At 71.5% G+C, this 23,058-nt stretch carries 19 protein-coding genes; 5 read left to right on the forward strand and 14 right to left on the reverse strand.

The window, feature by feature from the left end:
• Positions 1 to 94: 94 nt before the first annotated feature.
• The 3 genes from ACFWBQ_RS05030 to ACFWBQ_RS05040 form a co-directional block, all read right to left on the reverse strand.
• Complete coding sequence (locus tag ACFWBQ_RS05030; RefSeq protein WP_385483947.1) at positions 95 to 2,167, reverse strand: tetratricopeptide repeat protein; 2,073 nt, start codon at positions 2,165 to 2,167, stop codon at positions 95 to 97.
• Positions 2,168 to 2,457: 290 nt separating this feature from the next.
• Complete coding sequence (locus ACFWBQ_RS05035; protein WP_385483948.1) at positions 2,458 to 3,084, reverse strand: NUDIX domain-containing protein; 627 nt, start codon at positions 3,082 to 3,084, stop codon at positions 2,458 to 2,460.
• A gap of 76 nt (positions 3,085 to 3,160) precedes the next feature.
• The gene (locus ACFWBQ_RS05040; RefSeq protein ID WP_385483950.1) at positions 3,161 to 4,831 is read right to left on the reverse strand and encodes a CTP synthase; all 1,671 of its coding nucleotides are present in this window, start codon (positions 4,829 to 4,831) and stop codon (positions 3,161 to 3,163) included.
• A gap of 440 nt (positions 4,832 to 5,271) precedes the next feature.
• Between ACFWBQ_RS05040 and ACFWBQ_RS05045 the strand changes: the two genes are divergently transcribed.
• The 3 genes from ACFWBQ_RS05045 to ACFWBQ_RS05055 all read left to right on the forward strand — a co-directional run bounded on the left by ACFWBQ_RS05045 (position 5,272) and on the right by ACFWBQ_RS05055 (position 10,305).
• Entirely contained in the window at positions 5,272 to 7,074 is a 1,803-nt protein-coding gene (locus ACFWBQ_RS05045) for a glycoside hydrolase family 15 protein (RefSeq protein WP_385484021.1), read from the forward strand.
• A gap of 113 nt (positions 7,075 to 7,187) precedes the next feature.
• Entirely contained in the window at positions 7,188 to 8,582 is a 1,395-nt protein-coding gene (locus tag ACFWBQ_RS05050; RefSeq protein ID WP_385483952.1) for an FAD-binding oxidoreductase, read from the forward strand.
• 82 nt (positions 8,583 to 8,664) lie between these two features.
• Positions 8,665 to 10,305: a PucR family transcriptional regulator gene (locus ACFWBQ_RS05055; RefSeq protein ID WP_385483954.1), complete on the forward strand. Its 1,641-nt coding sequence runs from the start codon at positions 8,665 to 8,667 to the stop codon at positions 10,303 to 10,305.
• A gap of 19 nt (positions 10,306 to 10,324) precedes the next feature.
• Here ACFWBQ_RS05055 and ACFWBQ_RS05060 read toward each other — a convergent pair whose 3' ends face one another.
• The 5 genes from ACFWBQ_RS05060 to ACFWBQ_RS05080 form a co-directional block, all read right to left on the reverse strand.
• Entirely contained in the window at positions 10,325 to 11,416 is a 1,092-nt protein-coding gene (locus ACFWBQ_RS05060) for a glycosyltransferase family 4 protein (protein ID WP_385483956.1), read from the reverse strand.
• Between the two features lie 174 nt (positions 11,417 to 11,590).
• Positions 11,591 to 13,336, reverse strand: coding sequence for a DNA repair protein RecN (recN, locus tag ACFWBQ_RS05065; protein WP_385483957.1), 1,746 nt, complete (start codon positions 13,334 to 13,336; stop codon positions 11,591 to 11,593).
• Between the two features lie 81 nt (positions 13,337 to 13,417).
• Positions 13,418 to 14,341, reverse strand: a complete 924-nt coding sequence (locus ACFWBQ_RS05070) for an NAD kinase (protein ID WP_385483959.1) — start codon at positions 14,339 to 14,341, stop codon at positions 13,418 to 13,420.
• The gene (locus ACFWBQ_RS05075) at positions 14,338 to 15,153 is read right to left on the reverse strand and encodes a TlyA family RNA methyltransferase (RefSeq protein WP_385483961.1); all 816 of its coding nucleotides are present in this window, start codon (positions 15,151 to 15,153) and stop codon (positions 14,338 to 14,340) included. The genes ACFWBQ_RS05070 and ACFWBQ_RS05075 overlap by 4 nt, the downstream gene beginning before the upstream one ends.
• A gap of 7 nt (positions 15,154 to 15,160) precedes the next feature.
• Positions 15,161 to 15,454, reverse strand: coding sequence for a hypothetical protein (locus tag ACFWBQ_RS05080; protein ID WP_385483963.1), 294 nt, complete (start codon positions 15,452 to 15,454; stop codon positions 15,161 to 15,163).
• A gap of 43 nt (positions 15,455 to 15,497) precedes the next feature.
• Between ACFWBQ_RS05080 and ACFWBQ_RS05085 the strand changes: the two genes are divergently transcribed.
• Positions 15,498 to 15,845 carry a sterol-binding protein gene (locus ACFWBQ_RS05085; RefSeq protein ID WP_385483965.1) on the forward strand — a complete coding sequence of 116 codons (348 nt, stop codon included), beginning with the start codon at positions 15,498 to 15,500 and terminating at the stop codon, positions 15,843 to 15,845.
• Here ACFWBQ_RS05085 and ACFWBQ_RS05090 read toward each other — a convergent pair.
• The 4 genes from ACFWBQ_RS05090 to ACFWBQ_RS05105 all read right to left on the reverse strand — a co-directional run bounded on the left by ACFWBQ_RS05090 (position 15,829) and on the right by ACFWBQ_RS05105 (position 19,950).
• On the reverse strand, positions 15,829 to 16,671 hold the full coding sequence (locus tag ACFWBQ_RS05090; RefSeq protein WP_385484024.1) for an ABC transporter ATP-binding protein: 843 nt from the start codon (positions 16,669 to 16,671) through the stop codon (positions 15,829 to 15,831). The two genes, ACFWBQ_RS05085 and ACFWBQ_RS05090, sit on opposite strands and share 17 nt — an antisense overlap.
• Positions 16,672 to 16,739: 68 nt before the next feature.
• The gene (locus ACFWBQ_RS05095) at positions 16,740 to 17,798 is read right to left on the reverse strand and encodes a FecCD family ABC transporter permease (RefSeq protein ID WP_385483967.1); all 1,059 of its coding nucleotides are present in this window, start codon (positions 17,796 to 17,798) and stop codon (positions 16,740 to 16,742) included.
• Positions 17,795 to 18,856, reverse strand: a complete 1,062-nt coding sequence (locus ACFWBQ_RS05100) for a FecCD family ABC transporter permease (RefSeq protein WP_385483969.1) — start codon at positions 18,854 to 18,856, stop codon at positions 17,795 to 17,797. Before ACFWBQ_RS05100 ends, ACFWBQ_RS05095 begins: the two co-directional genes overlap by 4 nt.
• A 65-nt stretch (positions 18,857 to 18,921) precedes the next feature.
• On the reverse strand, positions 18,922 to 19,950 hold the full coding sequence (locus ACFWBQ_RS05105) for an HAD hydrolase-like protein (protein WP_385483971.1): 1,029 nt from the start codon (positions 19,948 to 19,950) through the stop codon (positions 18,922 to 18,924).
• Between the two features lie 72 nt (positions 19,951 to 20,022).
• Here ACFWBQ_RS05105 and ACFWBQ_RS05110 point away from each other — a divergent pair, with 72 nt between their 5' ends.
• The gene (locus ACFWBQ_RS05110) at positions 20,023 to 21,300 is read left to right on the forward strand and encodes a DUF1015 family protein (RefSeq protein WP_385483973.1); all 1,278 of its coding nucleotides are present in this window, start codon (positions 20,023 to 20,025) and stop codon (positions 21,298 to 21,300) included.
• 69 nt (positions 21,301 to 21,369) lie between these two features.
• Here the strand turns inward: ACFWBQ_RS05110 and ACFWBQ_RS05115 are convergent, their stop codons facing one another.
• Together ACFWBQ_RS05115 and ACFWBQ_RS05120 are read right to left on the reverse strand one after the other, a co-directional pair.
• Positions 21,370 to 22,137, reverse strand: coding sequence for a hypothetical protein (locus ACFWBQ_RS05115; RefSeq protein ID WP_385483975.1), 768 nt, complete (start codon positions 22,135 to 22,137; stop codon positions 21,370 to 21,372).
• On the reverse strand, positions 22,137 to 23,058 hold a 922-nt coding region (locus ACFWBQ_RS05120; RefSeq protein WP_385483977.1), incomplete at its 5' end, for a hypothetical protein. The genes ACFWBQ_RS05115 and ACFWBQ_RS05120, both read right to left, overlap by 1 nt.

Genomic DNA, 23,058 nt, shown 5'->3' on the forward strand with positions numbered 1-23,058 from the left:
CCCGCATGAATCAAGCATAAATGGAGACACCGCAGGGATGCGCGGCAGAGCCATCATTAATGAAGGACTTCTCGCTGTCCAGCCTTACAAAGCATTAACTTTCCGCCGAAGCACTACGGATTTCGTAGGCTGGCCCTTCCTCTGCCAGTAATCTGTCGGCTGCACCCCGGTGCAGCCTGGCCGCTGCGGGGTCACCGAGCCGGTCCAGCGTGTCGGCCAGCCTGAGCTGCAGGGCCGCCTGCAGGCGTACGTCACCCGCCTGCCGCGCCAGCTCGACCGCCTCGTGGCAGGTGTGCAGCGATTCCTGCGGCCTTCCCGCGTACTCCTGGACCCGCGCGGCCTCACTGAGCGCCCGCGCCTGGGCAGGCAGGTCACCGAGCCTGCGGTGGGCCGCCGCCGCGGCCCGCCAGCTGCGCAGCGCCTCGCCGTAGCGCCCGGCGTACGTGTGGACGGCTCCGAGCCGCCCGTACAGCCGCGCCTCGTCGGCCCGCTCGCCCTGGGTGAGCCGCTGCGCGAGGGCCCGGCCGTACCAGTCGGAGGCGCGGTTGAAGTCCCCGAGCTCTGCGTAGGCACCGCCTACGGATTCCATGGCGCGGCCCGTCGCGTAGAGATCGTTCGCCGCACGTCCGGCGTCCAGCGCGGCCCGGTAGCGGGTCAGCGCCTCCCGGGTACGGCCGGTTCCGGCGTCCAGATCGGCGAGGTTGAGCAGGGCCGCCGCCTTCTCCCGGGGAAGGTCGCGGCGCTCGGCCACGTCCAGGACGAGACCGTGCAGCCCGTAGAGCTCGGGCGCGGCGGCCTCGGTGCCACGGTGCACGGCGAGGGCCCGGACGAGAGCGGCGACCAGTCGGCGGGCGAGGGTGTCCAGTTCCCCGTCCTGAACCGCGATCCGGGCGGAGGCCAGCAGGGCGGGCCGGCGGATCCGCAGCCACTCGGCGGCGGCCTCCGGGTTGGGGAAGCGCAGCGAGCGGGGCAGCCCGGCGAGCTTGCGGCGGGCCGGGGAACCCTCCGGATCGGTGACCGCCCGGCAGGACTGGAGCTGACGCACGGTCCGCTCCAGCATCCTGGCCCGCGCCAGCTGGATCTCCGCCGGCCGGTCCCGGTCCTCGAGCAGGGCGCGCAGCAGGGGGGCCAGACAGCCGGGTACCTCGTACTGGGGCAGGGCCGCGCCGTTCGTCCGCAGGAGGCCGAGCCGGACGAAGTCGTCCAGAGTGCTCTGCGCGGCCGAGACGGAGCAACCGGCCAGCGCGGAGGCGGTGTGGGCGTCGGCCAGTCCGGCCGGGGCGAGCGCGAGCAGTCGCAGTATCCGGGCGGCGGCCTGCGGGAGCGACTCGTGGACCAGCCGGAAGGCGCGGGCCAGCGGGCGGGCGCCGGTGGGCTGTTCGGCGTCGCCCGGCAGGTCGCGCAGCTGCTTGGTGACATCGGCGACCGACGCGCCGGGGCGGGCCGCGAGCCAGCCGGCGATGAGCGTCAGGGCTGCGGGCAGTCCCGCGCACTCCTCCGTCAGCGTCTCGGCGGTACGCGGATCGACGGTGATACGGACCTGGCCGATGGTGCGGGCGAGCAGCTGTACGGCGGAGCCCGCGTCCATGCCCCCGATGGTGCACGGCCGGACGCCCGGGATTCCGGTGAGCGGGCCGGTGGAGGTGGCGACGACCAGGCAGTCCGGGTTGTCCGGCAGCAGCGGGTCGACCTGGTCGGCGTCCACGGCGTCGTCGAGCACGATCAGGGCGCGGCGTACGGCGAACGCCTCGCGGACCATCTCGGAGAGCTCGTCCTCGTCCGCGCCGGGCGGGGCGGTGACGGGGAGCAGGTCCAGGAGTTCGCGTGCGGTGCGCTCGACGGGGACGCGTTCGCCCCCGGGATCGGTGAGCGAGACCCTGAACACCCCGTCCGGGTAGTCGCCGGGTTCCGCGAGCCGGCGCGCGAGTTCGGCAGCGAGGGCGGTGCGTCCGGATCCGGGCCGTCCGGCGATCAGCAGGACCCTGGCGCGTGCGGCCTTGCGGCCGGCGAGGGTGTCCAGACCCGCTCGCTCGATGTCCGCCTGAAGGGCTTTCAACTCACGTTCGCGGCCGAAGAATTGGGGTGGGGTGGCATCGGACGGCTCCTTGGCCCCCGCCGTTCCCGACGCTCCGGCCGGACCGCTGGTGTCCACCGCCTGATCGGTCACGAGCCACGCTCCACTTCACTGCACGCGGTGCCCGCCGGAACTCCGGTCGGGGCCTTTTGAGCGTAGTTCAGTGGTGCGGACGATCACGGTCGAGCACGGCGGACACGTCCCCCGATCGGATCAGCGTTTCTTACGATCGGACGCCGATTCGGACCCCTGCCGGCCGGGCAGCCCCGACCGTCGGGGGCGCACCCCGACCGTCGGGGGCGCACCCCGAACGACGGGGGCGCCCACCCGAACCGCGGGTCGGGCCGCCCCGGACCGGCCCATTCAGACCTCGGACGGCCGGTTCAGACATCGAACGGCCGGGCGGGCCACGGCGCCTCGGCCGGGCGCAGCGAGTCCACCCCTTCGCCCGCGAGCACCGCGGTGAGCGAGAGGACACCCACCACCAGGCAGTTGTTGTGCAGGCCCCCCGCGAGCACCCCCTGCACGAGCTCCTGCAGCGGCACCCGGGCCTGCTCCATGTCGGCCTCCTCCTCGGAGACCTCGAAACGCTCGCCCTCCGCCTCGGAGAGGTCCCGGGCGAGGAAGATGCGTACGGCTTCGTCGCACCCGCCGGGCGTGGTGTAGACGTCGGTCAGCACCCGCCAGTCCTCGGCCTTGACGTGCGCCTCCTCGTACAGCTCCCGCTGCGCGGCGTGCAGCGGGTTCTCTCCGGGGATGTCGAGGAGCCCCGCCGGGATCTCCCACAGCTTGTGGCGCACCGGGTGCCGGTACTGCCGCAGGATCAGGACTCGGCCTGCCTCGTCGAGTGCGAGGACGGCGACGGATCCGGGGTGGACCTGGTAGTCGCGGCGCGCGACGGTGCCGTCGGGCATCACCACGTCGTCGGTACGGACGCTGGTCTTGTTACCGGTGAAGGGGGTCACCGTCGCGGTGACCTGCCACTCCTCGGGCGTGTCCTGGAAACCCATGTACGTCCTCCCACGAACAAACAGAAACCGGGGTACGCATCCACGAAGGATCCGTACCCCGGTCAACCGTATCGCCTCAGCCCTTGGCGTCGGTCTTCCGCGCTGCGACCTGGCGTTCCACGGCCGCCTTCACCAGACCGGCGAAGAGCGGGTGCGGGCGGGTCGGGCGGGAACGCAGCTCCGGGTGCGCCTGGGTGGCGACCAGGTAGGGGTGCGTCTCGCGCGGGTACTCGACGTACTCGACGAGCTTGTTGTCCGGTGAGGTACCGGAGAAGACCAGACCGGCCTTCTTCTCGAGCTCCGTGCGGTAGGCGTTGTTGACCTCGTAGCGGTGGCGGTGGCGCTCCTCCACGTACGGCTCGCCGTCGTACGCCTCACGGACGAGCGAGCCCTCGGCGAGCTTCGCCGGGTACAGGCCGAGCCGCATGGTGCCGCCCAGGTCGCCCGCGCCCTCGACATAGGCGAGCTGCTCCTCCATCGTCGAGATGACGGGGTGGCTCGTGGCGGCGTCGAACTCCGTGGAGTTGGCGTCGGGGATTCCGGCGAGGTTGCGCGCGGCCTCGATCACGATGCACTGCAGGCCCAGGCAGAGGCCGAGCAGCGGCACCTTGTTCTCGCGGGCGTACTGGATGGCGCCGACCTTGCCGACCACACCGCGCTCGCCGAAGCCGCCGGGGATGCAGATGGCGTCGACGTCACCGAGCTGCTTCTGCGCGCCGGCCGGGGTCTTGCAGTCGTCGGAGGCGACCCACTTGACCTTGACACGGGCCTTGTTGGCGAAGCCTCCGGCCCGGATGGCCTCGGTGACCGAGAGGTAGGCGTCGGGCAGGTCGATGTACTTGCCGACCAGGGCGACGGTGACCTCGTGGTCAGGGTTGTGGACACGGTCGAGCAGATCGCCCCACGTGGTCCAGTCGACGTCGCGGAACGGCAGGTCGAGCTTGCGCACGACGTAGGCGTCCAGGCCCTCGGAGTGCAGCACCTTCGGGATGTCGTAGATCGACTTGGCGTCCGGGCAGGCCACCACGGCGGCCTCGTCGACGTCACACATCAGCGAGATCTTGCGCTTGATGGAGAGCGGTACGTCGCGGTCGGCGCGCAGCACGATCGCGTCCGGCTGGATACCGATGTTGCGCAGCGCCGCCACCGAGTGCTGGGTCGGCTTGGTCTTGAGCTCACCGGACGGGCCGATGTAGGGCAGCAGCGAGATGTGCACGACGAAGACGTTGTCCCGGCCGACCTCGTGGCGGACCTGGCGGACGGTCTCCAGGAACGGCAGCGACTCGATGTCGCCGACCGTGCCGCCGACCTCGGTGATGACGACGTCGACGTCGGCCGTGGCCATCCGGCGGATGCGGTGCTTGATCTCGTTGGTGATGTGCGGGATGACCTGGACGGTGTCGCCGAGGTACTCGCCGCGACGTTCCTTCGCGATGACCTGCGAGTAGACCTGGCCGGTCGTGACGTTGGCCGAGCCGTCGAGATCGACGTCGAGGAAGCGCTCGTAGTGGCCGATGTCCAGGTCGGTCTCGGCGCCGTCGTTGGTGACGAACACCTCACCGTGCTGGAAGGGGTTCATCGTGCCGGGGTCGACGTTGAGATAGGGGTCGAGCTTCTGCATGGTGACCCGCAGGCCACGTGCCTTGAGCAGGGCACCCAGGCTGGAGGCAGTCAGACCCTTGCCGAGGGAGGAGGCGACACCCCCGGTGACGAAGATGTGCTTGGTCGTCGTGGATGTGGGCTGCATAGCCAAAGGGGGCTCCCGTGGTCGCGATCGTGAGGTGCGTACCGGCGTGCCGTACGGAGAATTCCAAGGGCGCCGTCGCTGCGGTTCGGGGGCCTCGTCCACTGTCGGGACGACCACCGGTCCACGGGCTACCAGGGTAACAGCGACGAGGGGAGCCCGCTTCCGGCCACTCCTCTCACACGGGCGTCACAGATTCATCGCAGGCACTTCACGTCCCACCCGTTCGCCGCGGAAGGACCGCGGAGAACTTATGGACAGCGTCGCGCGGATCTTCCTGGTGCGTCGTATCCTGCTCGGACCACTCGCTGCCGAGTTGGCCGGCCAGCGGCTCCACCCCAGCCCGCTCACCCGTGCAAGAGCTCGTCGGTTCTATGACAACGACCCCTTGACCAGCAGTAAGCGCCCCACGGGGCGACATGGCTGTTCGACTGGAGACGCACGTGGCCGGGCGCATCGAGGATTACGCACTCATCGGAGACATGCAGACCGCTGCCCTGGTCTGCAGGGACGGCACAGCAGACTGGCTGTGCCTGCCCCGCTTCGACTCACACGCCATTTTCGCCGGACTTCTCGGTACCGAGGAGCACGGCTTCTGGCGCCTGGGACCCGCGCGCGCGGAAGGGGCGCAGCCCCTCTCCGCGGACCGTCGCCGCTATCGCGGGGACTCGCTCATCCTGGAATCGGAGTGGGACACCCCACGCGGCACGGTCCGCGTGACCGATTTCATGCCGCCGCGTGACGGCGCCCCCCAGCTGATCCGGATCGTGGAAGGTGTCAGCGGCCGGGTGCCGATGCGCTCGGAGCTGCGGATGCGTTTCAGCTACGGGCGGGTCACCCCCTGGGTGCACAAGGTCGACGGCCGGACGGTCGCCGTCGCGGGCCCCGACTCGGTCTGGCTGGACACGCAGGCGGAGACGTACGGCCAGAATCTGACGACGTACTCCGACTTCACTGTGGCCCCCGGCGACCGGATCGCGTTCACGATCAGCTGGCAGCCCTCGCACCACGAGCCGCCCGGCATGCCGGACCCGGAGGGCTCCCTGGATGCGACCGAGATCTTCTGGCGCGAATGGGTCGACCAGTGCACGTACCACGGGCCCTACCGGGAGGCCGTGGTCCGCTCCCTGATCACCCTCAAGGCCCTCACGTACGCGCCGACCGGCGGAATCGTGGCCGCTCCGACCACCTCCCTGCCCGAGGAGATCGGGGGCGTACGGAACTGGGACTACCGCTACACCTGGCTGCGGGACGCGGCGATCACGCTGTCCTCGCTGCTGCGCACCGGCTACCGCGAGGAGGCCCGCGCCTGGCGCGAGTGGCTGCTGCGGGCCGTCGCGGGCGACCCGGAGAACCTGCAGATCATGTACGGAATCGCAGGTGAGCGGGAGCTCGGCGAGGCGGAGCTGGACTGGCTGCCCGGCTATGAGAACTCCGGCCCGGTCCGCGTCGGGAACGGCGCGGCGAACCAGCTCCAGCTCGACGTGTACGGAGAGGTCACCGAGGCGCTGCACCTGGCGCACATGACGGGCCTGACCCGTAACGACTACGCGGTGGGACTCCAGCTCAAGCTGATCAGCTATCTGGAGAAGCACTGGGAAGAGCCCGATGAGGGCATCTGGGAGGTGCGCGGCCCCCGCCGGCACTTCGTGCACTCGAAGGTGATGGCCTGGGTCGCGGTCGACCGCACCATCAAGCTGATCGAGTCCGGGGACACGGACGGGCCGCTGGAGCGGTGGCTCCAGCTGCGCGAGGACATCCACCGCGATGTCTGCGAACGGGGCTACGACAAGGAACGCAACACCTTCACCCAGTCCTACGGGTCGAAGGAGCTCGACGCGTCCCTGTTGCTGATTCCTCAAATGGGTTTCCTGCCGCCCGACGACAAGCGGGTCATCGGCACGATCGAGGCGATCCAGCGGGAGCTGTCCACGGAGGACGGCTTCGTCCTGCGCTACCCCACGAGCGGTGACAAGGCGGGCGTGGACGGGCTCGAGGGGGACGAGGGCGCTTTCCTTGCCTGTTCCTTCTGGCTGGCGGACGACCTCGCGATGATCGGCCGGGTCGACGAGGCCCGCCAGCTCTTCGAGAAGCTTCTTTCCCTGCGCAACGATCTGGGGCTGCTGGCGGAGGAGTGGGACGCGCGGCTGCAGCGCCAGGTGGGCAACTTCCCGCAGGCGTTCAGCCATGTGCCGCTGATCGACACGGCGCTGCGGCTGACGGCGAGCGGGGCGTACGTCGGCTGAGGCGCGCGCCCGCAGGCGTACGCGGGCGGCGTGACAGGACACGGTGGAACGGCCGATCTCCGGGGCCGGGCCTACGATGGAATGGTCCTGTCACGCCCTGCGAAGGGGGCATCATGACGCCCCGTAGCACCTTGCCGGACGCCGCTCTGCGCGGTCTCCGCACCGATGTCACCGGCGATGTCCACGTGCCCGGCGACCCGGGCTACGACGAAGCCCGCACCATCTTCAACAGCATGATCGACCGCAGGCCCTCGGTGGTGGCCCAGTGTGCCTCCGAGGCCGATGTCGCACGGGCGCTGCGCTTCGCGCGGGAGTACGACCTGGAAGTCGCCGTTCGCGGAGGCGGTCACGGCGTCGCGGGTATGGCCCTGAGCGACGGCGGCCTGGTATTGGATCTGCGCCGTATGCGCAGCGTCGGTGTCGACCCGGAGGCCCGTTCGGCCCGCGTCGGCGGCGGGGCCACCATGAGCGATCTGGACCGGGCGGCCCAGCCGTACGCGCTGGCGACCACCGGCGGCCGGGTCTCCACCACCGGGGTCGGCGGCTTCACGCTGGGCGGCGGATCCGGCTGGCTGGAACGTAAGTTCGGGCTGGCCTGCGACAATCTGCTGGCCGCCGATCTGATCACCGCGGACGGGGGCAGCGTACGCGCCACGGCGGACGAGAACCCGGAGCTCTTCTGGGCGCTGCACGGCGGCGGCGGAAACTTCGGCGTGGCCACCTCGCTCACCCTGCGACTGCACGATCTGCCCGCGGTGAGCATGGCGTTGATTCTCTTCCGGCCCGAGGACGGCCCCGAGGCCGTCCGTGCATACCGGGACCTGATGGCGTCCGCGCCGGACGAGGCGGGCGGCGCCTGCATATATCTCACCGCCCCGCCCGAGGAGTTCGTGCCCGAGCAGCTGGTGGGCACCCTGGTCTGCGCGATCGTGTTCACCTATGCCGGGACGGAGGCGGAGCTCCGCGAAGCGGCGGCCCCGCTGCTCGGGCTCGGCCATGAGTCGGAGCTCGTGTCCGAACTTCCCTACGCGGAGCTCCAGTGCATGCTGGACGATCCCCCGGGCATGCGGAACTACTGGTCCGCCGAGTATCTGGACAGCCTCCCGGACGAGGCCCTGTCCGTCTTCTGTTCCACTGCGGGCACGATGCCGGTGCCCTCCGGTTCGCAGCATGTGCTGTTCCCGATGGGCGGCGCGGTGGCGCGGGGGGCAGCCGACTATCCGCTTCCCTGGCGCTCGTCCCCGTGGGCCGTGCACCCGTTCGGGGTCTGGGAGAGCGCGGCGGACGACGAACGGGGCAAGGAGTGGGTGCGTGAGGTGCGTGCGGGGGTCCGCCCCTGGGCGAACGGTGCGGTCTACCTCAACTTCATCGGGCGCGAGGGGCAGGAACGCGTCGTCGCCGGAGTGGGCGAGGAGAACTACGCCCGGCTGGCCGCCGTCAAGGCGCAGTACGACCCCGGCAACATGTTCCACCTGAACCACAACATCCGGCCCGCCGCCGTGGTGTGACGCACCCCGCCCGGCCCGGTAGCTTCCTGACCGGGGCAACTGCCCCGTCGCGGGCGAGCAGGAAGCACGAAGGTCGGAGTCAGTGGAGACACAGGGCGGAATCACCGTGCGGCGGGCGCTGGAGCTGCCGGGACTGCGCGGCGGACTCCCGGAGGTGCTGGCCTGCGCGGACCGGCTGGACCGTACGGTGCGGTGGGTGCACGCGGGTGAGGTGCCGAACATCGCCTCCCTCCTCAAGGGCGGCGAACTGCTGCTCACCACGGGTCTGGCGCTCGGCTCCAGACCCGCCGAACAGCGTGCCTTCGTGCGGCGGCTGGCCGACCGGGGCATCGCCGCCCTGGTGGTGGAGCTCGGACCCCGTTTCAGCCGGCTGCCCGCGGCGATCGTGGACGCCGCGCGGGCGGCGGGACTGCCGCTCGTACAGCTGCACCGTGAAGTGCCGTTCGTGGCGGTGACCGAGGAGATCCACACCGAGATCGTCAACGAGCACTACGCGCTGCTCCAGCAGGCGGAGGAGGTGCACCGGCGCTGCACCCATGCGCTGCTCGGCGGCGGAGGGGTGCCGCAGGTGCTGGGCATCCTGGCGGACTTCACCGCCAACCCCGTCTTCCTCGAAACCCCGGACGGCCGGCTGCTGTACGCGGCGGGCACCGGGACCGGGCCCGTGGGAGCCGATCCGCTGCAGGTCTGGGAAGGGCTGCGCGGCGACCGTGGGGTCCGCGAGACACCGCCGGCCGGAGCGGTCCTGGTGGAGGTGCCCGGCGGAGGTTCCGGGACCGGCTCCGTGCGGGCCCGGCTGGTGCTGCTCGCCGTGTCGGGGCCGCTGGTGACGGTGCACCGGATGGCAGCCGAGCGGGCTGCGGGCATCCTCGCCGTCGTCCTGATGCAGGCGCGCCAGGAGGAGGAGCTGGCGGCTCGGGGGCGCGGTGACTTCCTCACGGATCTCGCCGAGGGCAGGATCGCACCCGAGGACGCACCCGCGCAGGCCAAGGTGCTGGGGTTCAGGCCGGGCGGGGATCCCCTGCTGCCGGTGGTACTGCGGCTCGCCCCCGAGCTGTCACCGTCGGGCAACTGGGCCCTGCTGGCACGGGCGGTGCTGGAGGAGCTGTCGGCGGTGGGCGTCCCCGTACTGCTCGGGGTGCGGCCCGTGGAGGGCAGGGTCCCGCTGCTGCTGGCGCTGCGTCCGGAGACGGAGCGTACGGCGCTCGCGGACCGGGTCGCGGCGGCGCTGCGGGCGGGCGTCGAGCGGGCGGGGCTCGAACGGGCCGGGGACCGAGCGCCGGTCGTGGTGGTCGGGACCGCGGGCGGCTGGGCGGCCGCCGGCGCCGGGCTGCGGCACGCGGCGGAGGCGGCGACGGTCGCACAGGGGCTCGGCGAGCGTCCCTGGCACGACGCACAGCGCCTCGACATCGATCTGCTGCTGTGGCGGCTGCGGGAGCACCAGGATCTCGCGTCCTTCGTGGACCGGACGATCGGGCCGCTGCGTGAGCACGACCGGACCTCCCGTCCCCCGCTGCTGCCCACGCTCGAGGCGTACGTCGACCATGCGGGCCGCAAGGCGGAGGCCGCACGCGAACTGCATCTGAACCGCCAGACGCTCTACAACCGACTCGCCCGCATCGGGGAGCTGCTCGGCGCCGACCTGGACGACCCGCAGACGGTCCTGGCCCTGAGCCTGGCCCTGCGGGCCCGCCGCCACACACCTCGGGACTCACACCCCTGAGACTCGCACCGCCGGTACCTCACTTCCGTACCGTCGCCAGCGGCTGCGTCAACTCGTCGTAGACGGACAGCACGTGGGCGATGGTGTCGTCCTCGGACGGCCATCCCGCGGCCTGCACGAGCCCCGCCGCGGCAAGCCGCTCCCGCCGTTCCCGGTCACCGAGGAGCCGTACGACGGTGCGGGCGAGCGCCTCTGCGTCCCCGTGGGGCACCAGTTCGGCTGCGTCGCCCACGAGTTCGACCAGCCCCCCGGTCCCGGCCGCCACCAGGGGCACCCCCAGCCGCAGCGCCTCGTGCGCCGCTGTCGGCGGCGCCTCCCCGACGCAGGTCAGCACGGCAAGGTCCGCGGCGGCGAGGATCTCGCCGATGTCGTCCCGGCAGCCGGCAAGGAGCACGGGCAGCTGCTCGTCGGTGATCCTGCGCTGGAGGGCCGCTCCCTCCCGCCCCTCCCCCACGATCACCAGCAGGGGTACGGGATCCAGTTCACGCCAGGTGCGTGCGGCGTCCAGCAGTGTGCCGAAGCCGTGGTGCGGCACGAGGCTGCCGACCGATACCAGCAACGGCCTTCCCACCGCCCCCAGTTCGACGCGTGCCTTGCCGTCGTGACCGGTGGCAGGAGTGCGGCCCGCCGGGATCGCGGCCGGTGCCAGGCGTGCGTCACGGGCCCCCCGGCGGCGGGCCCGGTCGACCAGATCCGACGACGTACCCAGCACAATGGCCGCCGCCCGGGCGGCCCTTCGCTCCAGCAGGTGCAGCAGCCGGCCGCGCGCACCTTCCGTATGGGCGCGGGCGCGCCAGGTCACGACCAGCGGGGTGCTGCGGCCGCTGAGCGCGAGCCCGGTCCGGACAGCGGCGTGCAGGCCGTGCGCGTGGACCACGTCCGCATCCGCACAGGCGGCCCGCAGGGCGGCGACGGCTGCGGGGTCGCTGCGCCGGGGTACGGCGACGAAACGGGCTCCCGTCGCGGGGAAGTCATGGCCGCAGGCCGCTCCGGCCGGGGCACAGACCGTGACCTGCACCCCCCGGGCGACCAGACCTGCGGCGAGCGAGGTGACATGAGCGCTGCTTCCGGCACCCCCGCCCAGGACTTGGACCGTACGCAGCTGTGACACGTCGAATGGCTCCCGGAGCTCCGGAGTCGGCGGAATGTACAGCCCAAGGATGCCAGTCCGTACGCACGTTCCGGGACTGACGAAACGTTGTTCCCGTCCTTGCGGTGACAGCCGGACGGGCCGCCCCACCCCTACGAGTGAGAGAGACGGCCCCGAACTGACGCCAGGAACCCCCTAGCCGTCCGCCCGCGCCGTCGCCAGCAGCTCCTCGGCATGGGCCCGGGCCGTCTCCGAGTCCTCCTGGCCGGCCAGCATCCGGGAGAGTTCACGCACCCGGTCCTCGCCCTCCAGGACCGTGACACCACTGCTCGTCACCGAGCCGTCCACCGTCTTCTCCACCAGCAGCTGCCGGTCGGCGAAGGCCGCCACCTGGGGCAGGTGCGTGACCACCACGACCTGTGCGGACCTGGCCAGCTTGGCCAGTCGTCGGCCCACCTCGACGGCTGCCTTGCCGCCGACACCCGCGTCGACCTCGTCGAAGAGATACGTCGGTACGGGGTCGGAACCCGCGAAGACCACCTCGACGGCGAGCATCACCCGGGACAGCTCACCGCCCGACGCCCCCTTGGCGATCGGCCGGGGCTGGGCCCCGGGGTGCGGTGCCAGCAGGAGCTCGACCTCATCTGCGCCGGACGGCCCGTAGAGCACGCTCCGGCCGCCGATGTCGATACCGGACGACTCGTCCGCCGCCTCCGTCTGCCGGACGGCGAAGGAGACCCGGGCGTGCGGCATCGCGAGCGACGCCAGTTCTTCGGTCACCGCCCCGGCGAAGCGTGCCGCCGCTTCCGTACGCGCGTCGGTCAGCGCCTGCCCGAGCCCGGAGAGCTCCGAGCGCAACGCGTCGCGCTCCGCCGTCAGCTCACCGATGCGGTCGTCGTCGCCCTCCAGCTCCGTCAGCCGGGCCGCGCCCTCCTCGGCCCAGGCGAGCACGGCGTGGATGTCCTGACCGTACTTGCGGGTCAGCCCGGTCAGGGCGGCGCGCCGCTCCTCGACGGCAGCGAGCCGCAGGGGGTCGGCGTCCAGCTGGTCGGCGTACCCGGCGAGTTCCCCGCCCACGTCGGCGAGCAGGATGGAGATCTCACCGATGCGGTCGGCGAGCGCGGCCAGCGCCGGGTCATGGGCCCGCACGGCGTCCAGCCACTGCCCTGCCGCCGCGACGACGGTCGTGGCGTCCACGCCCTCCTGGTCCTCCGGGTTGCCCGCGAGCGCCCCGTGCGCGAGGGCCGCCGCGGAGGCGAGTGCCTCGGCGTGGCCGAGCCGCTCGGCCTCGGCGGCGAGTTCGGTGTCCTCCCCGGGCAGTGGTTCCACCCCGGCGACCTCACGCAGGCCGAAACGCAGCAGATCCGCTTCCTGGGCCCGTTCCCTGGCGCGCGTGGTGATTTCGTCGAGCTCCACGACGACCGCGCGCAGCCGCCGGTAGGCCGCCGCGTACTTGGTGTGCGGGCCGTCGACGCCGTCACCCGCGTACCGGTCGAGGGCCTGCCTCTGGCGCGCGGGCTTGAGCAGCCCCTGCTGGTCGGTCTGGCCGTGTACGGCCACGAGTTCGTCGGCGAGCTCGGCAAGGACCCCCACGGGCACGGATCTGCCCCCGAGGTGGGCGCGGGAGCGCCCCTCCGCCGAAACGGTACGGCTGATGAGCAGCGCACCGTCCTCGATCTCGGCCCCGGCCTCCTGGGCGCGCAGCGCTGCCGCGTCGCCCTCGGACACCGTGATCCGCCCCTCGACGACCGCGGCCTTGGCCCCGACCCGTACCAGGGCAGGGTCGGCACGCCCGCCGAGCAGCAGCCCCAGGCTGGTGACGACCATGGTCTTGCCCGCGCCGGTCTCGCCCGTCACCGCGGTGAAACCGGGTGACAGCTCGACCACCGCGTCGTCGATGACTCCGAGCGACCGTATCCGCATCTCCTCCAACACGGACATGACCTTACGAGGTCCGGACCCCTGTGCGCCAAGGGCCCCGGGTACCGGTTCACTCTCCCGGGCCCCGGGACCGCTTCCCAGTCAGTGCGGCGCGCCGCGCCAGCCCTGCACCGGGAGCGCGAACTTGGCGACCAGACGGTCCGTGAACGAGGCCTGGTGCAGCCGTGCCAGCCGTACGGGCACCGCACCGCGCCGCACCTCGACCCGGGCCCCCGCGGGCAGCTCGACGGTCCTGCGGCCGTCGCACCACAGCACCCCGTGCGGGGTGTGCGGCTGTACCTCGACCGCGAGTACCGAGTCGGGTGAGGTCACCAGAGGCTTGGCGAACAGCGCGTGGGCGCTGATCGGCACCATCAGCAGGGCCTCGACCTCGGGCCAGACGACGGGGCCGCCGGCCGAGAAGGCGTACGCGGTCGAGCCGGTCGGCGTGGCGCAGACGATCCCGTCGCAGCCGAACCCGGTCACCGGCCGGCCGTCGATCTCGAGCACGACCTCCAGCATCCGCTCGGGCGAGACCTTCTGCACGGCCGCCTCGTTGAGCGCCCAGTCGGTGTGCACGATGTCGCCGTTGCTGTGCACGATGACGTCGAGCGTCATGCGTTCCTCGACCTGGTACGCCCGTGTGACGACCCGGTCGACGACCTTGTCCAGGTCGTCCCGCTCGGCCTCGGCGAGAAATCCGACGCGCCCGAGGTTGACACCCAGCATGGGTACGCCGGACGCCCGGGAGATCTCGGCGCCGCGCAGCAGCGTCCCGTCCCCGCCGAGCACGATCAGCAGTTCGCAGCCGTCCACGGCCGCGGGCGTCGCGTCCGTGACCGTCACCACGGACGGCGGAAGCGGCAGGTCCGCCGCCTCGGCGGCCAGGACCCGGACGCCGAGGCCGTTGCGCAGCAGGCCCTGGACGACGAGCTCGGCGCTGCGGATCGCTGCCGAGCGGCCGGTGTGTGCCAGCAGGAAAACAGTTCGTGCCACGTTCTCGGGTTGTGCCGCATGCGTCGTCAACGAGGCCCCTCCGCCACTGCACGGTCGACATCCGCGGGATCCAGTTCAGGTGCTCCGGCCCGCAGCCACAGAAAGTACTCGACATTTCCTGACGGCCCGGGCAGCGGGCTCGCCGTGACGCCCCGGACGCCGAGGCCCAGGAGGCCGGCCCGGCGCGCCACTTCCCGTACCGCTTCGGCCCGCAGCTCGGGGCTGCGGACCACACCGCCGCTGCCGAGGCGCTCCTTGCCCACCTCGAACTGCGGCTTGACCATGAGGACCAGGTCCGCGTCGGGGGCGGCGCAGCGCGCCAGGGCGGGCAGCACGAGACCGAGCGGAATGAACGACAGATCGCCCACCACCAGGTCCACCGCCTTCCCGTCGATCTGCTCCAGCGTCAGCTCTCGTACATTGGTACGGTCCTTGACGATGACGCGTTCATCGGACTGCAGCGACCACGCGAGCTGCCCGTAGCCGACGTCGACGGCGACGACATGACTGGCTCCCGCCCGCAGCAGCACATCGGTGAAGCCTCCTGTGGACGCGCCTGCGTCCAATGCCCGCCGGCCTTCGACCTTCAGCCCGAGGGGTACGAAGGCGGCGAGCGCGCCCGCGAGTTTGTGCCCGCCGCGCGAGACGTACTCGGGGTCGCTGTCGTCCTTCACGACGACGACGGCGGCGCTCGTCTCGACCTGGGTGGCGGGCTTGGTCGCGGTGTTGCCGCCGACGGTCACCCGCCCCGCCGCGATCAGCTGGCTCGCGTGCTCGCGCGAGCGGGCGAGCTTGCGGCGTACCAGCTCGGCGTCGAGGCGGCGACGTGCCACTCCTGCCACTTCTCGTTCAGCTCCTGTTGTTGTACGGGGGTGCGGGTGCGGGCCGGGCGTCCAGCTCGGTCAGCGCGTCGCGCAGCCCACGGTGTACATCCTCGTACACCGCGGTGTGCCCGTCCGCCGGGAGGTGGTCCGCATCGGCCAGTCGCTCCAGCTGCGCATCGACCCCGGCGTGCCCGGTGGGGGTGCGTGCGACACCGAGGGGGGTGGGCGGGGCAGGGTCGAAGGAGGGTGCGGGAGGCGCGGCGGGCGGTTCCGCGTCGCCCTCCTGCGCCGTCCCCGGCCCCGGCATCCAGTCGCTCATGCCGGAAACGCTACCCCGAACGGCTGGGGTACCGTCGGTGACGATGGCGACCATGGCGGAGTGCCGCAGTGCACTCGACACACTTTCCGGCAATCTGGCAGGTGCCGACGGCGACGTACGCAGCGCTGCTGCTCTCGACCGCTCGCTGAGCTGCCACATCAAGGATCTCGACGTCACGTTCAGCGGGCGGCTGGCGGGCGGCCGGATCCGGGTACTCGACACGGTCGAGGGCCCGCCCCGCGAGAAGGCCGAGATCCGGCTCGCGATGACCGGGGACGATCTGGTGGCCATGGTGAACGGCGAGCTGAACTTCGCGAGGGCCTGGGGCTCGGGCCGGGTCCGGCTGGAGGCGGGCTTCCGCGATCTGCTGAGGCTCAGATCCCTGCTGTAGGCCGTACCTGTCGGGCTCCGGCAGAGACCTTGGCTCCGGCCCTCTTCCTGCGGGCTGCCGGGACCACGAGCGGTGTTCCCGTCTCCGGGTCGTCGATGACCTGGCACGGCAGCCCGAAGACCTCCTCCACCAGCGCCGCCGTGACCACGTCCCCGGGGGCGCCCTCGGCGATGATCTCGCCCTGGCGCATGGCGATGAGGTGGGTGGCGTACCGGGCGGCGTGGTTCAGATCGTGCAGCACGGCGACCAGCGTGCGGCCCTGCGTCTCGTGGAGCTCGGCGCACAGGTCGAGTACGTCGATCTGGTGCTGGATGTCCAGGTACGTCGTCGGCTCGTCGAGCAGCAGCAGCGGGGTCTGCTGAGCGAGCGCCATGGCGATCCAGACGCGCTGGCGCTGGCCGCCGGACAGTTCGTCGACATAGCGATCGGCGAGTTCGCCGACACCGGTGGACGCCATGGACTCCACGACGATCCGTTCGTCCTCGGGCGACCACTGGCGCAGCAGCCCCTGGTGCGGGTACCGGCCGCGCGAGACGAGGTCGGCGACCGTGATGCCGTCGGGAGCCATGGAGGACTGGGGCAGCAGGCCCAGGGTCCTGGCGACCTTCTTCGCGGGCATCCGGTGGATGGACTGTCCGTCCAGCAGGACCTCGCCCCGGCTCGGCTTCAGCATCCGGGACAGCGCGCGCAGCAGGGTCGACTTACCGCAGGCGTTGGGGCCGACAATCACCGTGAAGGAGTTGTCGGGGATCTCGACCGAGAGGCCCTCGGCGATGATCCGCCGGTCGTAGCCGAGGGTCACCGAGTCTGCGGTGAGGCGCTGCATGGTCGTACTCCCGGAGTTGATGGGCTTCGTCTGCGAGGTGTCCGGCGCCGTCGGCGGTGTACCGGGCTTCATATGCGTCCCGTCCTGCGCTCGGACACCAGGAGCCACAGCAGGTAACAGCCGCCCAGTACACCGGTGACGACACCCACCGGAAGCCGGCGGTCCCCGAAGGCGTTCATCGCGGTCCAGTCGGCGACGAGCAGCAGGGCCGCGCCCGTGCAGGCGGCGGCAGCCAGGTTGGGGCCGGGCGAGCGGGTGAGCCTGCGGGCGACCTGCGGGGCACTCAGCGAGACGAAGACGATGGGGCCCGCGGCAGCCGTGGCGACGGCGACGAGGATCACGGCGCAGCCCAGCAGGACGAGCCGGGTGCGTTCCACCCGTACACCCAGGGCGTGTGCGGCGTCGTCGCCCATCTCCAGCATGCGAAGGGCACGTCCGTGGCCCAGGACCACGGGTACGAGAACACCGCAGACCACCAGCAGCGGCCAGACCTGCGCCCAGTCCCGGCCGTCGAGCGAGCCGGTCATCCAGACGACGGCACGGGTGGCGTCGACGAGATTGGCCTTGGTGATCAGGTAGTGGGTGGCGGCGGTGAGCATCGCGGCCGCGCCGATACCGACGAGCACCAACCGGTAGCCGTGCACGCCCCGCTTCCACGCCAGCACATAGACGGCGACACCGGTCAGCACACCTCCGGTCACGGCGCCTGCGGCGACCTCGGTGGCCCCGCCGTGGAAGAGCACGATCACGACGAGTGCCCCGACCGCGGAGCCCTGGCCGAAGCCGAGCACATCGGGACTGCCCAGCGGGTTGCGCGAGACGCTCTGGAAGACAGCGCCTCCGACGCCGAGTGCGGCACCGACCAGCAGCCCGACCAGGACTCTCGGCAGGCGCAGGTCCGTGACGATGAGCTCCTGCTGGAAGGTTCCGTTGCCGAACAGCGTGGTGAGGACCTCACCCGGCGTCATGGAGTAGTCGCCGCTGCCGGTGAGCACCACGGCTGCCGCTGCCGCCACCACGGTGAGCAGCACGATCACGACGAGCGCCCGGACGTCCACCCGGAAGGAGAAACCACCGGCGGTCCGTACGGCGCGGACCGATTTCGCGGTGTCCTGCGGGGCCTTCACAGCTGGGCCATCCTCTTGCGTCGTACGAGATGGATGAAGACGGGCCCGCCCAGCAGTGCGGTGACGATACCGACCTGCAGTTCGGAGGGGCGTGCGACGACTCGGCCGACCACATCGGCGCCGAGCAGCAGCACGGGCGAGAGCACGGCCGCGTACGGCAGGATCCACCGCATGTCGGGACCCGTGATGGTGCGGACGAGGTGCGGGATCATCAGCCCGATGAAGACGATCGGCCCGCAGGCGGCGGTGGCGGCCCCGCAGAGCAGGGTGACGGCCGCCATCGCGAGGGCGCGCGTACGGGTCAGATGGGCGCCGAGTGCCCTGGCTGTATCGTCGCCCATCTCCAGCGCGTTCAGCGGCCGGGCGATGAGCAGCGCGAGCAGCACGCCGAGCGCGATGAACGGCCACACCTTGCCGACGGTCCCCATGGTGGCGGAAGCCAGCGAACCGACGGTCCAGAACCGCAGCCGGTCCAGCGCCGCCGAGTCCAGCAGCTGTACGGCGTTGACGTAGCCGAACAGGGCCGCGGTGACCGCCGTGCCGGCGAGTGCGAGCCGCACAGGGTTCGCGGACCGGCTGCCGCCGAGCAGATACACCGCCACGGACACGATCGCGGCGCCGATGAACGCGAACCAGACGTACCCGGTCAGCGAGGTGACACCGAAGAAGCTGATCGCGGAGACGACCGCCGCGGCCGCGCCCGCGTTGACACCCAGCAGGCCGGGCTCGGCGAGCGGGTTACGGGTCAGGGCCTGCATCACCGCACCGGCGAGGCCCAGCGCCGCCCCGACCATCAGCCCGAGCACGGTCCGCGGGACGCGCACGTCCCGTACGAGGACGTCGCCGTTGGTTCCCGAGAAGTGGAACAGGCCGTGCCAGACCTCGGACAGGGGCAGCGCCTTGGCACCGATCGCGATACTCGCGAGGCAGACCAGGACCAGAACGCCCACAGCTGCCAGCAGACCTGCGGCACGTACCGCATGACGCCGGGGGCGCGCGGGCTCCTGAGGCGTGGCCGCGGGGCCGGCGCTCGATTCGGAGGGACTCTCAACCAACACCGGGTTAGGTTAGCCTACCCTCCAGCCGCCTCACCTGCGGGTTCGGTTGTCCCCTCCGCCGACTCCTACAGACCGAGCCTGGCCACCGCCTTCGCCGCGTCCAGCTCGCAGGACCCCTCACCGGCATACGTCCACGCCGCCCCGCACAGGGCACGCAGCCCGTCCAGCGGGTCCCCGTCGCCCTCCAGCACAAGAGCGTCCCCCTGTACCTCGGCCGTCCAGCCACCGCAGCGGATCCGGCCGCCCTCCTCCGCCACCTCCGGCTGACCGGTGAGCAGCCCTCGAAGGTCCCGGTCCACATAGGTCGGCCGGTACTTCGGCTCGGCAGCCAGCAACTGCGCCGCGTCGGTCACCCCGGTGAGCACGAGCAGCGAGTCGACACCTCCGTTGAACGCGCCCTCGATGTCCGTGTCCAGCCGGTCCCCGACCACCAGCGGCCTCTCGGCACCGGTCCGCAGCACCGTCTCCCGGTGCATCGGAGGCAACGGCTTGCCGGCGACCTGCGGCTCGGCACCGGTGGCGATCCGTACGACTTCCACCGCCGCACCGTTGCCCGGCGCTATGCCACGGGCACTCGGAATCGTCAGATCCGTGTTGGACGCGAACCACACGGCCCCGCGCGCGATCGCGTACGCCGCCTCGGCGAACCGCCCCCACGCCAGGTCCGGCCCGCCGTACCCCTGAGCCACCGCGACCGGCTCGTCGTCCGCCGACTCCACGGGCACCAACCCGCGCTCGCGCAGCGCGACGCGCAGTCCCTCCCCGCCGACCACGAGCACCCGGGCCCCGGGCGGCAGCTGATCGGCCATCAGCCGGGCCACCGCCTGCGCCGACGTGATCACATCGCCCGGCTCGGCCGGCACCCCGAGCTCCGTCAGATGCTCCGCCACGGCATCGGGAGTGCGCAGGGCGTTGTTCGTCACGTACGCCAGCCGCATCCCACCCTCCCGCGCGGTGCCCAGCGATTCGACGGCGTGGACGATCGCATGCCCGCCCGCGTACACCACCCCGTCGAGATCGAGCAGAGCCGTGTCGTACGCCTCGCTCAGCGCCGCGCTGCTCCCGAGCGGCCGGGACCTGTACTGCTGACTCATATGACTGCGCTCCTCTTTCCATGCTTCTGCCCCGATCATCGCGCATACCGGGAGCGCACATACGATGCACAAATGAACACATCAGGGCCCGCCGGCCAGGGAATGCGGCTGATCCCCTTCCGTGGGCTGCGGTACGTCCCCGAGCGGGTCGGCAGCCTTGCCGCGGTGACCTCACCTCCGTACGACGTCGTCGTCAGGCCCGACGGGCTGCACCACCTGGAGTCCGCGGACCCCCACAACATCGTGCGGCTGATCCTTCCGCAGGCCGGCACCGCCGCCGCGCGCCATCAGCAGGCCGCCGAGACCCTGAAGCGCTGGCTCGCCGAGGGCGTTCTCGCCCCGGACCCTGCCCCTGCGCTCTACATCTACGAGCAGCACACCGGGGAGATCCTGCAGCGAGGCGTGATCGGGGCCCTGGCACTCTCCCCCGCCGCCGAGGGCATCGTGCTCCCGCACGAAGACGTCATGGACGATGTCGTGGAGGACCGCGCCGACCTGATGCGCACCGCGGCGGCCCACTTCGAACCGCTGCTGCTCAGCTACGTCAGCGACGGCGCGCGATCCGGAGCGACCGCTGTCATCGAACGCGTGGTGGAGCGCCTCCCCCTTCTCACGACCACGACGGAGGACGGCCTCAGCCATCGCCTCTGGGCCGTCACCGATCCTGGCGAGCAGGCGGAGATCCAGGCCGATCTCTCCCACTGCCAGGCCCTGATCGCCGACGGTCATCACCGTTGGGCCACCTATCTCAGGCTCCAGCAGGAACAATCGGCGCCGGGCCCCTGGGACTTCGGGCTGGTCCTCCTCGTCGACACGGCCCGCTATCCCCTCCAGGTCCGAGCCATCCACCGGCTGCTGCACCGTCTTCCTGTTGCCGAGGCGATCGAGGCTCTCGACAACCGCTTCCGGGTCAGGAGGATCGAGGGACCGCTGCCACGGGCACTCGACGCACTCACCGAGGCCGCGGCGGAGGGCAACGCCTTTCTGCTCGCGGGCGACGGCGGGTTCCACCTCGTCGACCGGCCGGACGGGGAACTCCTCGCCCGCACGGTTCGTGCCGACCGGCCGGAGGCCTGGCGTGCACTGGATGCGACCGTGCTGCACTCCACGCTCCTCGACCACGTCTGGAGGATTCCCGACGCCCCGGAGCACATCGCCTACATCCACGACACCGCGGCGGCCGTCGAGCAGGCGGAGCGGCACGATGCCACGGCGGTCCTGATGCATCCGGTCCGCGAGGACGTCGTCCGGGACCTGGCCAGACAGGGCGTCACCATGCCCCGCAAGTCGACCTCGTTCGGCCCCAAGCCGGCCACGGGTCTCGTCCTGCGCAGTCTCGACACTGACTGAGGGACGGCACAAACAGAAGAGGGCGGCACCCGTCACGGGTGCCGCCCTCTTCTTTCAGCCGTTCAGCGCTTACGCCTTCGCGGAATCTTCCGAGTCGTCGTCCTCGACTTCTTCGATTTCCTCGTCATCCGCGTCGTAGTACTCTTCCACGCCGTCGTCCTCGTCGTCCTGCTCCGCGGCGCCCGGCGCCTCGACCACGGCCGACTGCTCGTCGTCCTCACCCATGGCGTCGACGAACTCCACACCGTCGAGTTCGGCGAGCCGGTCCGACGCATCGGTCGCGCCGTCCTTGTCGGCCTCGAGGGCCTTGCCGAACCACTCACGGGCCTCGTCCTCGCGCCCTGCTTCCAGGAGCGCGTCCGCGTACGCGTACCGCAGGCGCGGGGTCCACGAGTGGACGGAGCTGGAGGCGAGCTCGGGGCCCTGCAGCGTGACGATTGCCGCGTCGATCTGGCCCATGTCCCTGCGTGCACCGGCGGCGACCAGGCGCATCTCGACCTGGCCGGCCTTGTCCAGCTTCTGGACCTCGGGCCCACCGGCCATGTCCATCGCCCGCTCGGGCCTGCCGAGTCCGCGCTCGCAGTCGGCCATGACGGGCCACAGGTCCACGGAGCCGGTCATGCGACGGGACGCCCTGAACTCGGCCAGTGCCTCCGCGTACTTCTGCGTCGCGTACGCGGCGAAGCCGGCAGCCTCACGCACTGCGGCGACGCGCGAGGCCAGACGCAGCGCGATACGCGAGTACCCGTATGCCTGCTCGGGGTCCTCGTCGATGAGGCGAGCCACCATCACGAGGTTCCGCGCAACGTCGTCGGCCAGGGTCTTCGGCAGACTCATCAGCTCCTGCCGGACATCCTTGTCGATCTCCTGGCCAGTGACGTCGTCAGGGATGGGAAGCCGCTTGATCGGCTCCCGGTCCTCGCGGCCCTGGTAGCCCCCACGGTCATCGCGGCCCTGGTAGCCCCCACGGTCGTCCCGCCCGCGGTATCCCCCGCGGTCGTTACCCCGGTCGTTGTCACGACGGGGCGCACGGTCCCGGTCACGGCTCCTGTCGTCACGGCCCCGGTCGTCACGACGCTCGAAGCCACCGCCGGTGCTGCCACCGCGGCTGTCGTCACGGCGCGGGCCGCTGGGCCGGTCGTCATCGCGACGCGGGCCGCTGGGCCGGTCGTCGCGACGCTCGAAGCCGCCGCTCGGACGGCCACCGCGGTCATCACGGCGCTCGAAGCCACCACTGGGGCGCCCACCACGCTCGTCATCACGACGCGGAGCCCGGTCGTCCCGACGGAAGCCACCGCCGGCACCGCCACCACGGCTGTCGTCACGACGCGGGCCGCTGGGCCGGTCGTCACGACGCTCGAAGCCACGACTGGGGCGTCCGCCACGGTCGTCACGCTGTCCACCGCGGTAGCCACCACGCTCGTCATCACGACGCGGCGCGCGATCGTCCCGACGGAAGCCACCACCCGTGCTGCCACCGCGACTGTCGTCACGCCGGAAGCCACCGCCGGCACCGCCACCACGGCTGTCGTCACGACGCGGGCCGCTGGGCCGGTCGTCGCGACGCTCGAAGCCGCCGCTCGGACGGCCACCGCGGTCATCACGGCGCTCAAAACCACCACTGGGGCGCCCACCACGCTCGTCATCACGACGCGGCGCGCGATCGTCACGACGGAAGCCACCGCCGGTGCTGCCACCACGGCTGTCGTCACGACGGAAGCCACCGCCGGTGCTGCCACCACGGCTGTCGTCACGACG

The organism is Streptomyces sp. NPDC060035, from assembly GCF_042736635.1.
GTDB lineage: Bacteria > Actinomycetota > Actinomycetes > Streptomycetales > Streptomycetaceae > Streptomyces.